The 12,884-nt window shown below is 42.1% G+C and carries 12 protein-coding genes; 8 read left to right on the top strand and 4 right to left on the bottom strand.

Annotated elements, in window-relative coordinates:
* Window positions 1-74 precede the first annotated feature (74 nt).
* The 3 genes from LD39_RS17780 to LD39_RS17770 form a co-directional block, all read right to left on the bottom strand.
* Window positions 75-341 carry a PTS sugar transporter subunit IIB gene (locus LD39_RS17780; RefSeq protein WP_035550936.1) on the bottom strand — a complete coding sequence of 89 codons (267 nt, stop codon included), beginning with the start codon at window positions 339-341 and terminating at the stop codon, window positions 75-77.
* Window positions 342-362: 21 nt separating this feature from the next.
* The gene (locus LD39_RS17775) at window positions 363-2,471 is read right to left on the bottom strand and encodes a BglG family transcription antiterminator (RefSeq protein ID WP_035550933.1); all 2,109 of its coding nucleotides are present in this window, start codon (window positions 2,469-2,471) and stop codon (window positions 363-365) included.
* Window positions 2,472-2,865: 394 nt separating this feature from the next.
* Entirely contained in the window at window positions 2,866-3,903 is a 1,038-nt protein-coding gene (locus LD39_RS17770; RefSeq protein ID WP_035550930.1) for a LacI family DNA-binding transcriptional regulator, read from the bottom strand.
* Window positions 3,904-4,178: 275 nt separating this feature from the next.
* Between LD39_RS17770 and LD39_RS17765 the strand changes: the two genes are divergently transcribed.
* The 7 genes from LD39_RS17765 to LD39_RS17735 all read left to right on the top strand — a co-directional run bounded on the left by LD39_RS17765 (window position 4,179) and on the right by LD39_RS17735 (window position 11,093).
* The gene (locus LD39_RS17765) at window positions 4,179-5,246 is read left to right on the top strand and encodes a glycoside hydrolase family 130 protein (protein ID WP_035550927.1); all 1,068 of its coding nucleotides are present in this window, start codon (window positions 4,179-4,181) and stop codon (window positions 5,244-5,246) included.
* A 14-nt stretch (window positions 5,247-5,260) separates the two neighbouring features.
* Window positions 5,261-6,187: a DUF1861 family protein gene (locus LD39_RS17760; RefSeq protein ID WP_035550925.1), complete on the top strand. Its 927-nt coding sequence runs from the start codon at window positions 5,261-5,263 to the stop codon at window positions 6,185-6,187.
* A gap of 2 nt (window positions 6,188-6,189) precedes the next feature.
* Window positions 6,190-7,503, top strand: coding sequence for an ABC transporter substrate-binding protein (locus tag LD39_RS17755; protein WP_035550922.1), 1,314 nt, complete (start codon window positions 6,190-6,192; stop codon window positions 7,501-7,503).
* Window position 7,504: 1 nt separating this feature from the next.
* Complete coding sequence (locus tag LD39_RS17750; protein ID WP_035550920.1) at window positions 7,505-8,380, top strand: carbohydrate ABC transporter permease; 876 nt, start codon at window positions 7,505-7,507, stop codon at window positions 8,378-8,380.
* On the top strand, window positions 8,370-9,200 hold the full coding sequence (locus LD39_RS17745) for a carbohydrate ABC transporter permease (RefSeq protein ID WP_035550917.1): 831 nt from the start codon (window positions 8,370-8,372) through the stop codon (window positions 9,198-9,200). Before LD39_RS17750 ends, LD39_RS17745 begins: the two co-directional genes overlap by 11 nt.
* 61 nt (window positions 9,201-9,261) lie before the next feature.
* Entirely contained in the window at window positions 9,262-10,002 is a 741-nt protein-coding gene (locus LD39_RS17740; protein WP_035550915.1) for a sugar phosphate isomerase/epimerase, read from the top strand.
* Window positions 10,003-10,013: 11 nt separating this feature from the next.
* On the top strand, window positions 10,014-11,093 hold the full coding sequence (locus tag LD39_RS17735) for a Gfo/Idh/MocA family protein (RefSeq protein WP_035550911.1): 1,080 nt from the start codon (window positions 10,014-10,016) through the stop codon (window positions 11,091-11,093).
* 114 nt (window positions 11,094-11,207) lie between these two features.
* On the opposite strand, the gene LD39_RS17730 is transcribed toward LD39_RS17735, so the two are convergent.
* On the bottom strand, window positions 11,208-11,492 hold the full coding sequence (locus LD39_RS17730; RefSeq protein ID WP_035550908.1) for a putative quinol monooxygenase: 285 nt from the start codon (window positions 11,490-11,492) through the stop codon (window positions 11,208-11,210).
* Between the two features lie 504 nt (window positions 11,493-11,996).
* Here LD39_RS17730 and LD39_RS17725 point away from each other — a divergent pair.
* On the top strand, window positions 11,997-12,665 hold the full coding sequence (locus LD39_RS17725) for a type 1 glutamine amidotransferase domain-containing protein (protein ID WP_035550904.1): 669 nt from the start codon (window positions 11,997-11,999) through the stop codon (window positions 12,663-12,665).
* The last annotated feature ends 219 nt before the right edge of the window (window positions 12,666-12,884 follow it).

The following is a 12,884-nucleotide window of genomic DNA, read 5'->3' as shown; positions in this document are numbered from 1 at the left end:
ATGGCGGGTGTTCCTAAGATATCCTTCATTATTAAATCAATCATGTGTATCGCTCCTTTGTTGTTTTAGTTTGATTACAAGTTATTTTCTAGGGCTTCACGGAGCTCATTCTTGTCCATCAAGTTTTTCAGTTTCACCACATTTTTGTTTCCATCTTCAAGGCTTCCGACGATATCCTCAGAACCTAGGAATAGGTCTGCTTGTTCAGACTTTGCTGTTGTTAAGTCTGTGTGGGATACTTCTGCTTCTTTACCCATTTCCTTCAATGCTGCTTTCACGTTCATTTCTACGATCATGCTGCTTCCTAAACCATTTCCACATACAACTAATACTTTTTTCATTTTAATTCCTCCTCAAATTTTTTAAGCTTCTACTGTTTTGTTAACTAGTTCAATTACAGTCTTTGTGTCATTAGCTTCAATTAAGCGCTCGACATTTTCTTCATCTGACAACAACTCAGTGAGCTGAGCTAATGCTTTTAAGTGGGTTTGATTATCAATCGCTGCTAGAACAATCACTAACTGGGCGCGATGTTTTTCCTTATCTGAAAAATAAACAGGTTCTTTCAGTCTCAAGAAACTCATTCCCAGTTTTTCTACCCCAGCTTCGGGACGCGCATGGGGAATGGCAATTCTTGGCGCGATGACAATATAGGGTCCTGTCTCCTTAACATTGTCAATCATCGCCTGAATATACTCTGGTTTGATCGATTCTTGATCGACCAGGGGCTGAGCAGCCAATTTAATGGCCTCTTCCCAATTGTTTACCTGATCTTTAAATTGGATCGTTTGTTCCGTTAATAATTCGTTAAGCATAGGCTTTCGCAGCTCCTTTGTCAGCGGAGTATTTTGTTCTAAAAGATGAACGAGTTCTCTTTTTAGTTCGTCTTTTTGATGGATTGTGGCATATTGTTCGATTACAGCCATTAGTTGGTTCGTTGAATCCTTCTCTGGCTCTTTCGATTGGAAAAGCTCATTCATCCGCCGCATAATCTGTTCCTTTTCAAGGTTGGTCAAGATCGCTGGAACATGGATAACGGGAATGTCTTTTGCCTTAATATAATTAGTAGAAAAAATGACGTCTGCTTTCGGTTCAATGGATTGGTATTCCCTGATGGACATGGTTTGGATGACGTTCAAGCCAGCGATCAGATTTTCTAATTGGGTGCGTAACATGTTCGATGTGCCAATTCCGTTTTCACAAACGATGATCGCTCTAAACTTCGTTTCCACTTGCTTTTTCTCTTTCGTAAGCCATCCACCAAAGTGCAGGGTGATATAAGCAACTTCTTCATCTGGAATCGTTTCCCCAACATAAAGCTCTAAGTGCTTCATGACCCGTTTGGTTAAGTGGAAGATGTCCGGATAGTTTTCCTGGATACTTTCCGCTAGATCGTTGGCGATTTTCACCCCATATTTCAAGCGGTAGTACGTAGGCTTAATGTGGGAAATAAGGTTTTCCTCAAGCCCTTCCTTATCATCAAACACGACAGCTGAATACAATTGAAAGTCAGCGATCATCTCCTGAACCACATTTCGCAGTCCGGATAGTTCTCGTTCCGTATAACGGCTGAAGTCATCGTGCTGGACTTTGGAACCTAGTAAGTTCATTGTAATGAAGCAAATCTCATCATCCGGGAAGGAAATACCCCATAATTCCTTGAGTTTATTCGTAATGAGCAGGGATGCCTGGTAAGCTTCTGTTTGTTGAAGGACCTGTTTTTCTTCTGCCTCAACAACGATATACTTTTCTAACTGGATACGCTTCATGATCATTAAGATCTGTAAAGAAAGAATCTCTACCATCTCATCGGTCAACGTCAATCCTAATTTTTGCTCAGCTTCATAAAGAAGGTTTCTCACGGTAAGCCGTTGATCGGTCTCTTCAGACGAGTCATCTCCAGGCTCAATCATTTGGTGAACCTCATTCCTGACGTTCTGCCATTCTGGATGAGAAAAGATGACGGCAAGGATATCGGAAAGCATCTCTCTTTTCGCTTCCTCAGGACCACTTAATCGGTAGCCGTAGCCCTGTTGATAGTACAATTGCAACCCAGCTTGCCTGAACTCGTTTTTAATGACTTTAAGAACCTTCGCGACTGTACCTCGACTCATGCTCGTGAGATCCATGAAGCTCTGCATTGAGGCATCTTGTTCTTCTAATAATATTTTAGCTTTAATGAGTACTTCTCGTTCTTCCTTCGATAATTGGTACTGCCAATCCTCAAAACCCTGATCCTTTTGAAGGTTCAATTTGGCTTTTGTTGTGTCGGGTAGAAAGAGCCCTTCGCCATGTTTGGTTTCAATCGGCTCTAAATTCTTATCTTCTAACCAACTGTTAATTTGATCGAGATCATAATAAATCGTGCGTTGAGACACATTCATCTTTGCAACCAGATCTTTTGTCGGGATAGGATCATTCGATAGTTGAATGATGGATAATAAGTGTGCACGTCTTTTATCCAATACCATAGGCATCCCCCTTATCCTGGTTTATTATCTGGTAATTTTTGCAGAATTATACGGGTGTTGTTTAGATGATCACCTTATGACTTTATTATAGCGGCTATATAATCGTTTTGTAAGGGGTTTCACTGTGTATAGTTTGTAAGCGGTATTTTTGCAAAAATGAACTCCTGTTTCTGGAAAATATACCTTTTGGAGATTGTGACATTACAAGATCTCCATCCAGACCCTTTCAACCGTTTCTTCGATTAAAAAGAGGGGGAGTTTTTCCGGTTAAAGGTTAAGCTAGTCTGTCCTGCTCTCCATACTCAAAGATCAAAAACTCCTTAATAAGGAAAAGAAAAAGCAAGCTGCCTCAATCAGAAGCAGCTTGCTATATGTGATCGTCTTTTCTTTTTTACTATTGTTTGATCTTATCTTTCTTATTTACCTTTTGAGTGGAGTGTCTTTCGATCAGCGTCGTCGGCAGCAAGACTTCCTGATGAGGTGCATCGCGATTTTCCATCCGCCAAAATAACTTCTCTACCGCATTTTGTCCAAAAGCCTTGAAGTCAATGTCCATGGTTGTAATCGATGGAGTAGAAAGCTGAGACAGCTGGCCATTGTCAAAGCTGCAGACAGAAGCATCATCTGGAACTTTAAAGCCGAGAGCCTGCAAGCCGGAGGTTACCAGGTATCCTAATCCATCGTTCACACAAAACCAGGCAGTCGGTTGTTTTTCGAGTTGGTCAATGAAGTGATTGATGACAGGGCCTTCTTCTAGCGCATCTTTTAATTGGAAGTTTTCTGTAGGCTCTATTCCGTATTCTCTATGGGCGAGGTGGTAGCCTTCCCAGCGTTCTTGATAGCTTGGTGAAAAATCAATGTTTCCTACAAAAGCAATTTCTCTATGACCAAGATCCAACAAATATTTCGTCGCTGTATAAGCTCCGAAGCGATTGTTAGTAAGTACCGCGTCAGCTGCAATTTCTGGATGGTGGTGATCAATCAATATAGTTGGAATGCCAGTCTCGAGAATCTTATTAATATATTCAGTGCTAATGTGAGATAGAATTAAAACGCCATCCACCTGTCCTTTATCAATAAAAGGGGGAAGGATAAGTTGTTCTCTTGAATGGTTGTTGATGGATTGGATTAACAGGTTTTTATTGCGTTTAGTGACTTCTTCCTCGACACTCAAGTAAATTTCTCCGAAAAAGCTCTTCATCGAAAATGCAAATTCAGAAGCAATTAAAGCAATATTCCCCGTCGGCATGGTCTCATTTTTGGTTTGACTACTTGTGGGAGTATACTGATAGCCAATCTCATTAGCTGTTTTTAAAACTAATTGCCTCGTCTCCTCACTGACTCCTGGCTTTCCAGACAGCGCTTGAGAGACTGAATTCTTCGATATATTCAAACGATCCGCAATGTCTTGCATTGTGATTCTCTTTCCCATATGAAAGTCAACCTTTCTTTGTCAGTCATCCGAACAATTACTTTTGTAACGTTACTTTATAATATACTTAATTATTCCAATTAATTCAATAAATACGGTTGTTTTTTTATTAATTAGAAATCATGTTGACATGACAACTATTCATAGTATAATCGTTTGTAAGGTTAATTAGTCACGTTACTTAACGTTTAGTAATGTTTGTAATGTCCAATTCGTCTTTTTTATTTTATAAATAATGTAAGGGTTTTCAAAAAAGAATGGGGGATCAGAATGACATGATTGTGAAACGTCTAGAGAAGAATCCAATTTTAAAGCCGGAAGATGTACCTGCTTACCATAAGGATCATGAAGTCATTGGAGTCTTTAATGCAGGAGTGGCAGAGTGTAATGGGGAAACATTGTTGCTGTTAAGAGTTGCAGAACGTCCGGTCCAAACCAATTCAAACGAAGTGAAAACGACGTTGATCGACTTTTCAAACGACCAGCCACAGGTTCGGGTGTTATCGCTGGAAAAGGATGACGAACGCTATGATTTTTCAGATCCGCGCACGGTCCTTTTTAATGAAACGCAAAGAAGAACCGCTTACTTAACTTCCTTATCTTATATAAGAATGGCAAGAAGCACAGATGGAAAATCGTTCACCGTTGATGAAGAGCCGTTTATTTATCCGGGAACAGCTGCCGAGTCGTGGGGCGTAGAAGACCCGCGAGTGACCCAAATCGATGATACATATTACATCCAATACAGCGCGATATCAGATAAAGGGGTTGCGGTAGGACTTGCATCTACAAAGGATTTCGTCACTTATGAACGATTAGGGTTGATTTTTCCGCCAGAAAATAAAGATGTTGCCATTTTCCCTGAGAAAATTAATGGGAAATATTATGCGCTCCATCGTCCAGTCCCGAAAGGCATCGGGCAGCCGGAAATCTGGATTGCCGAGTCCGACAATCTCCACTACTGGGGAAATCATCAACACTTGTTAGGTCTCAGTGAAGACGGCTGGGATAATGGGCGAATTGGAGGAGGCGCTGTTCCTTTTAAGACGGACGAAGGATGGCTTGAGATTTATCACGCAGCTGATAAGGAAGACCGCTATTGTTTAGGGGCAGTCTTGCTCGATCTAGAAGACCCTTCCAAGGTCCTGGCTAAAACGGAAGAACCTATTTTATCACCAGAAGCGGATTACGAAACAAATGGGTTCTTTGGTAAAGTTGTGTTCACCTGTGGCGTCACGTTACAAGATGGTCTCGTTAGAATTTATTATGGCGTATCGGATACTTCGATGGCTATTTGTGAAATGCAGTTGGATGACATTTTATCACGACTATCCGATGTGTAAGGGAGGGAAAGCTATTGACTTTCACAGTGGAGGAATTGTTGAATCAATATAAAAAACAACCCCCGATCGATAAAGGAGAAAAGCTTTATTTTACCGGGGTAGGTGCGCGAGATGTGTACAACATTACGGCTCCATTCCAAGACAGCAATGAAGAAGTGATCGCAGGTCGAGTAGAGCCCCGTGAGTCCGAATATTCCGAAGTGATGTTTTTTACGAAGGAAGGAGATCAATGGAGTCCGAGGCAAGGGGCACCAACATTCGAACTTCAAGATCCTTTTGTAACAATTATTCATGATCAGCTGGTGTTTGGCGGCGTGGAAGTTTCTCCTCACCCTGACAAAGAGGATGCACTCACATGGAAAACCGTCTTCTATAAAGGAAGCGGCATTGATGATTTACAGCGTTTTGCAGAGGGGCCTCAAGGGATGAAAGACATTCGATTAATAGAGCTGCCTGATCAGCGAATCGGCGTTTGCACTCGCCCCCAAGGAGAAAAGGGCGGGAGAGGAAAAATCGGCTATACCGAGATTGACTCTCTCGATCAACTGACAGCTGAAGTTATCGACAAGGCTCCGTTATTACAAGAACACTTCGAAGCGGAAGAATGGGGTGGAGCTAATGAGCTGTACCTATTAGAAAATGATGACATCGGCATGCTTGGGCATATCGCCAGGTTTGATGAAGTAGGAGATCGCCATTATTATCCGATGGTCTGTGTGTTAAATCGTGAACACATGAGGCTGGAAGGTATGAAGATCATAGCGACTCGAAATGACTTTCCTTCAGGTGAAGCGAAGCGTAAAGATTTAGTGGATGTTTTGTTTAGTGGCGGTATTATTCAGCTCAAGGATGGTAAAGCCGAGCTTTATGTAGGCGTCAGTGATGCGGAAGCTCATAAGATCAGGATTCCAGATCCGTTTCAAATTAAAGGAGGAGAATAAGGATGAAAAAGTTTCGCTATTATCGTTTTTTAGTTCTTCTGTTTGTCGTAGCTCTAATTGCTTCAGGTTGTCAATCGGACAGCTCTAGTGGAGAAGGAAATGGAAAAGTAGAATTTGACTTTTGGGCAGCTCCTAACCCATCTCAACAAGTGTTCTGGGAGGATATGGCCAAGCAATATATGAAAGAGAATGAAGATGTGAAAATCAATGTATCTCCAATGCCTGAAAGTCCATCTTCAGAAGCCGGTATTCAGTCTGCGATTGCAGCAGGCAATGCTCCTGCTATCTCAGAAAATATATCTCGTGGATTCGCTGCCCAGCTTGCGGGAAGCAGTGCGGTTGTACCTTTAGAGGAGTTTGAAGGGTATGAAGAGTTGATTAAAGAAAGAAAAATGAAAGAAACGATTTCTACGTGGAAATTCGCAGATGATCATCAGTATGTCCTTCCAATCTATTCAAACGCGATGCTTTTCGGATGGAGAACGGATATTTTGAATGAACTTGGCTTTGATTCTCCTCCGAAAACGTACGACGAAGTATTAGAAGTAGGGAAAAAGCTGAAAGAAAAATATCCGGACAAGTTCTTATGGTCTCGCGCCGATTTAGTGAAGCCGACCTGGTGGGCGCGCTGGTTTGACTTCTTTATGCTTTATAATGGAGCTTCAGAAGGAAACAACTTTGTGGAAGGAAATGAACTTGTCGCAAATAAAGAAGCAGGTGTAGCAACATTGCAACTGCTGAAAGATTTGAGCGAGAATGATTTACTGCTGACGCGTGAAGCAACCGATCCATTTGAAACAGGTCAATCGATCATGATGGATATCGGACCTTGGACGTTCTCTTACTGGGCGGAAAAATTCCCGGAAATGAAACTGGGCGAAACGTATGAGCTTACAATGCCTCCGGTTCCAGAGGGTGTGGACTATGAGAACGGGAAAACATTTGCTGATACCAAAGGGCTTTCCATCTACGCTTCTGCAACAAAAGAAGAGCAACAGGCAGCCTTTGATTTTGTGAAGTGGGTGTATTCAAATCCAGAACATGATCTTGCATGGTTCAAACAGACAAACCTACCACCTGCACGTGATGATTTGTCTTCGAATGAAGCCTTTACTGCTTTCTTAGAGGAGCATCCAGAGCTTCAGGAATATGCAACAAATATTCCGAATGCAGTGCCGCCAATTGATAGTGAAGTGACAGTTGAAGTTCAGGAGCTGATTGGAACAGAAGCGGTGAACCCAGTCGTCCAAGGAGAAAAATCTCCAGATCAAGCATGGAGTGATATGACAGACGCAATCAATAAGGTGTTGAAGTAAAATGGAAAGAAGTAATGCGAGGTTAGGCTGGCTGTTTGCCAGCCCTTACCTCATTTATTCACTTATATTTTTTCTTTTTCCATTAATATGGGCTACCTATTTGGCGTTCACCAATTGGAATTTGATAGCACCAGATTATGAATTTGTAGGCATCCAGAACTTTATCCAAGCGTTTTTCAGTGAAAGTGTGCGAGCGGCATTCTTCGTTACATATAAGTTCCTGGCAATGTTCGTTCCGATCGTTGTCGGTGGAGCGTTGCTGCTTGCAGTCATCATTCATTCATTGCCGAAGTTCAAAGGTCTTTTTTCCGTCGCCTTCTTCCTGCCGTATTTAGCGTCAGGGGTGGCGTCAGCCATTGTGGTGAACGGAGTTTTGTCCTACAACAGTCCGCTCAATATTTGGTTGAGAAATTCATTTGGTTTGGACATTGACTGGCTTGGATCACCGATTCTGGCTCCGCTGATCATCGCTTTGATGATGGCGTGGAAATTTGCCGGGTACTATGCACTGTTATTCGTTGCAGGACTTGAGAGCATTCCAAAAGATGTGTATGAAGCAGCCGAGATTGACGGAGCGGTCGGATGGAAGCGATTTTGGCATGTGACGATTCCGATGCTTTATCCATCTTTTTATACGGTTACGATTTTAGCTGTCGGGTTAATGTTCGGAATCTTCACTGAGCCTTATGTACTGACAGGCGGCGGACCGGATCTTTCTACACATACGTGGCAGCTTGAAATTTATACGCAGGCGTTTGAGCGCTTGAATGCCGGTTACGGTACAGCGATTGCTGTCATTAACTCGTTTGTAACATTCGGATCGATTTTAGTCTTTAGAAAAATCCTTGAGAAATGGGGGGCTAAGCATGGCTGGTAATCGCAAATATAAAGTAACTTTGTTGTATGTCTTCGCTTTCACCGTCATGATTTTGATGGTCGCCCCTTATATTTACATGGTGCTTGGATCCTTTGCGGTCTGGGATCAAGTCGATCGGACGATCATTCCGACAGAGTTTACGCTGCGTTCCTACGAATGGCTGTTCAGCGGAGGCGAAGGCGTCAATGCCCGCCCGTGGCTCCGGGCATTCTTCAACAGTGTTTTCGTAACGACAACGTCCTCTTTTTTGATGTTGGCAACAGCCATTCTCGTCGGATTTTCGCTGGCGAAGCTGAAATTTAAAGGAAACCGCTTAATCAATAACATCATCTTGTTCCAAATGTTTTATCCAGCGGTTATTCTATTGATTCCGCTCTTCTTGATCATCCGGTATTTCGGCATGTATGACACGTATTGGGCGATGATTCTTCCAAAAGCCGTCAACCTGTGGGCGATCTTTATGTACACGAACTACTTCAGAGGTCTGCCGGATGAATTGATTGAAGCCGCCAAAATGGACGGTGCCAGCCAATTCAAGATTGTCTGGAAAATCGTCTTGCCGATGTCGAAGTCGATTACGACGATTGTATTCCTGTTTGTGTTCATGGAACGATGGGTCGAGCTTTTATGGGATATGCTTGTCGTCAATAGTGAAAACATGCTGACATTAAATGTGTTGCTTGCACAAATGTTCGGTCCATACGGAGGATATCCAGGTCCGATGTATGCGGCTTCGGTTCTATTAACCTTACCGATTCTCATTCTATTTATCATCTTCAGTAAAAACTTCAAAGACGGAATGCAGTTTGTCTTGAAATGAATCGGCACCTCCCAACAGTTTTGTTGTGGAGGTTTTCTATTATGAAAAGGAGTGACGATTGATGATCGGTTTACAGCTTTATTCATTGAAGGAACTGACGGAAAAGGATTTTCTAGGCACGCTCAAAAAAGTCGGCGAAGCGGGCTATGATGGCGTCGAATTCGCTGGTTATTTTGGAGCGTCGAGTAAGGACTTGAAAAAAGCGTTAGACGATTACGGGTTGAAAGCAGCTGGGACTCATATTGGGATCAAGGACTTAGAAAATAACTTAGATGAAGTAATCAACTATTCACTGGAGATTGATAATCCATATGTCATTTGTCCGGGGTTGCCAGAAGAGTATCGTGACTGTGCTGATGCTTATAAGCGGACGGCTGAACTTTTTAGTCGAGTAGGGGAACAGTGTAAGCAGAGTGGATTATTATTTGGGTATCACAACCATGATGTTGAATTTCAGAAGTTTGAAGGAAAAACAGGGCTGCAGTACTTGGTGGATAAAACAGTTGCAGATTATGTCTTCTTTGAACTCGATACGTACTGGGCAGAAGTATGCGGGCATTCTTCTATCGAGCTCATTCATCAGCTTAGAGAACGGTGTAAAATTCTTCATATAAAGGATATGAACAACTGGAAAGAGAAAAGAAATATAGAAGTCGGAAAAGGAGTCCTGGATTTCGAGAAGATCGTTGCGGCAGGTAAGTCACAAGAGGTTGAATGGTACACAGTGGAACAGGAAGCGTACGACATCGACCAAATAAAAAGTATTGAAATCAGCCTTCGTTATTTACGAGGGATCTTATAGGAGGAAATGGTATGTCAAAATTGAAGATCGCAATCATTGGATGTGGCGGGATTGCAAATGAAAAACAAATGCCAAGTCTTTCAAAACTTGATGGCATCGAGATGGTAGCTTTTTGTGACCTGGTGGAAGAGCGGGCAGAAAAAGCCGCTGCAAAATATGGTGTTAAGGAGGCTCAAGTTTATACGGATTATAAAGAGTTGCTGGAAAAAGAGAACTTGGACGTTGTTCATGTTTGTACACCGAATAAAAGCCATGCAGAAATAACGATTGCAGCACTTGAGGCTGGAAACCACGTCATGTGTGAGAAACCGATGGCGAAAACAGCCAGTGAGGCAAGAGAAATGGTAGATGTGGCGAAACGGACAGGGAAGAAGCTTACAATTGGATATAATAATCGTTTTAGAGATGATTCTCTATATATGAAGGATGTTTGCGAAAGCGGAGAACTCGGCGAGGTGTATTTTGCCAAAGCTCATGCGATTCGCCGCCGTGCAGTCCCGACATGGGGCGTCTTTTTAAACGAAGAGGAGCAGGGAGGAGGCCCCTTGATCGACATCGGCACCCATGCCCTCGACTTAACCCTCTGGATGATGGATAACTATGAAGTGAAAAGTGTTGTAGGAAACGTCTATCACAAGCTCTCCGGTCAAGAGAGCAAAGCCAACGCTTTCGGTCCATGGGATGCGAAGGAATTCAGTGTAGAAGATTCGGCCTTTGGTATGATTACGATGAAAGACGGAGCAACGGTCATCCTTGAATCAAGCTGGGCACTTAATACTCTGGAGGTACGCGAAGCTCAAACAACGCTCTGCGGAACGCAAGGTGGGGCTGATATGAAAGACGGCCTGCGGATCAATGGGGAGAAACACGGCAAGCTTCATACAACCAAACCGGAGTTAGGTGCTGGCGGTGTTGCTTTTTTCGATGGAGAACTTGAAAGTGATGCGGACCGTGAAGCGAGACTTTGGATTGAAAGTATTGTGAAGGATACGGAACCAGTGGTAAAGCCGGAACAGGCGCTTGTGGTGAGTGAGATTCTTGAAGCAATCTATGAATCTGCGAAAACAGGGGAGGCTGTTTATTTTGACTAAAGATACATCGCACTTCGGTTGATACTTATACTGACTTTTGTCTTGAGATAAATGATAAAGAGACTATGGAACGGTTAACGATTTCATAGTCTCTTTATATGGAGTCATGTTCTATTAAATTTTGTTGAACTTATTGACTACTCTTGATTCAAAAAGGTTTTCCGTGTTTTTACGATAGGTTTTATAATGGTCCGTCTGGATATGTTCCTCCACAGCTTTTTCATCTTCCCATAGTTCATAAATCAGAAGGGTGTCATCATCAATGGATTGATGAAGGTCATATTGAAGGCAGCCCTTCTCTTCTCTGGAGCCTTTTTTCACCTTTTCAAGTTCGTCGATCAGCACTTCTGTTTGATCCTGCTTTGGCTTGAAAACGGCCGTTACGATGATATTCGTCATCTTATATCGCTCCTTTCTATTTGCATCAACACTAACATACGTAAATCCGTATGCACAAAATATGAAGGGTTAACCTTGGAGAAGAATAAGTTCAAACACGAGCTCATCTTAATTTTATTTGCTATTTTTTAAATAGAAGAGAACATTCATATGAGTACTTGTAGAAAAGTCAGACGAGGGTTGGATAGGAGAGATTCGTTTAGAAAATGGAAATATCCTAATTTGCAATTGGATTAGTATTTTTAATCCTAATGAAAGGGAACCAACCGCTGTCGGGTTTGCTTTCCTTTTCTAATGTAAAAGCACTCGATCTTAATTAAATCGCTCCTTTCAATATTTCATTACTTCCCACAACGAGTCAATCATCTGCAGAGATTTGAATTGCTTCTATATAAAGAGTGAGCAAAATAATTTCATTCCTCCTTCAGCAGATGATATAACATACATGTGGTCGATCAAGACTACATGATGAAAATGGATCCAAATTTGAAGGAGGCAAAACCAATGAGTAACAAACGAGTACTGATGGTTGTAACTAATCACACCAAGATTACAGACGATCATAAAACAGGCCTATGGCTGGAAGAATATGCGGTGCCTTATAATGCCTTCAAAGAACAAGGCTACGATGTAAAAGTAACAAGCATCCAAGGTGGCGAAGTTCCACTGGATCCGAACAGTATCCCTGAAGAAGAAGTAGCGGAATGGGCGGAAGCAAAAGAGCAGTTGAAAGATACAGCCAAACTTTCTAAAGATGACGCAGAAGGTTTTGACGGCATCTTTCTACCTGGCGGACACGGAACGATGTTCGACTTCCCAGAAAGCGAAACATTACAATACGTGCTGCAAAAACATGCTGAACAAGGCAATGTGATCGGCTCTGTCTGCCACGGACCAAGTGGACTTGTGAATGCGACATATGAAGACGGCACATCGCTTGTGAAAGGGAAAACCGTCGCTGGCTTCACAGACTCAGAAGAAATTGGAATGGGCTTAGATGTTCATATGCCATTCATGCTTGAGACTGAGCTTCGCAACAAAGGAGCGAACTTCACTAGAGGTGAAGACTGGACTTCTTATGCGGTACGTGATGGCAACTTGATCACAGGTCAGAACCCTATGTCCAGTGAAAGTGCAGCTGAAAAAATGGTTGAAGCCTTGAAGGAAAAATAATAGATATCTGAAAAGCTCTCCTCAATGTGAGGGGGGCTTTTCTTTGTATGAATTTATGGATGTGGGATTATGTCTTATTTTGTAGAAAATTCGATCTTTAAAAAGAATTGGAAAAGAATAACCATCTGATGGATAAATCTATCGCTTGTTCTTTATATTGAAAGGGAGTATAATAGCTGAATTGTGAAAATTTATAGTTTATTACTTATTTTTTTCTTT

Source organism: Halobacillus sp. BBL2006 (assembly GCF_000786645.1).
Lineage (GTDB): Bacteria > Bacillota > Bacilli > Bacillales > Halobacillaceae > Halobacillus.
Note: the sequence above shows the minus strand (reverse complement) of the source record. Positions and strands in the feature narration are given on the sequence as shown.

What these genes read in the sequence shown, in the direction of transcription:
- LD39_RS17780 (WP_035550936.1), bottom strand. Translation starts at nt 341, where the DNA reads ATGAAAAAAGTATTAGTTGTATGTGGAAATGGTTTAGGAAGCAGCATG.
- LD39_RS17775 (WP_035550933.1), bottom strand. Translation starts at nt 2,471, where the DNA reads ATGGTATTGGATAAAAGACGTGCACACTTATTATCCATCATTCAACTA.
- LD39_RS17770 (WP_035550930.1), bottom strand. Translation starts at nt 3,903, where the DNA reads ATGGGAAAGAGAATCACAATGCAAGACATTGCGGATCGTTTGAATATA.
- LD39_RS17765 (WP_035550927.1), top strand. Translation starts at nt 4,179, where the DNA reads ATGATTGTGAAACGTCTAGAGAAGAATCCAATTTTAAAGCCGGAAGAT.
- LD39_RS17755 (WP_035550922.1), top strand. Translation starts at nt 6,190, where the DNA reads ATGAAAAAGTTTCGCTATTATCGTTTTTTAGTTCTTCTGTTTGTCGTA.
- LD39_RS17750 (WP_035550920.1), top strand. Translation starts at nt 7,505, where the DNA reads ATGGAAAGAAGTAATGCGAGGTTAGGCTGGCTGTTTGCCAGCCCTTAC.
- LD39_RS17745 (WP_035550917.1), top strand. Translation starts at nt 8,370, where the DNA reads ATGGCTGGTAATCGCAAATATAAAGTAACTTTGTTGTATGTCTTCGCT.
- LD39_RS17740 (WP_035550915.1), top strand. Translation starts at nt 9,262, where the DNA reads ATGATCGGTTTACAGCTTTATTCATTGAAGGAACTGACGGAAAAGGAT.
- LD39_RS17735 (WP_035550911.1), top strand. Translation starts at nt 10,014, where the DNA reads ATGTCAAAATTGAAGATCGCAATCATTGGATGTGGCGGGATTGCAAAT.
- LD39_RS17730 (WP_035550908.1), bottom strand. Translation starts at nt 11,492, where the DNA reads ATGACGAATATCATCGTAACGGCCGTTTTCAAGCCAAAGCAGGATCAA.
- LD39_RS17725 (WP_035550904.1), top strand. Translation starts at nt 11,997, where the DNA reads ATGAGTAACAAACGAGTACTGATGGTTGTAACTAATCACACCAAGATT.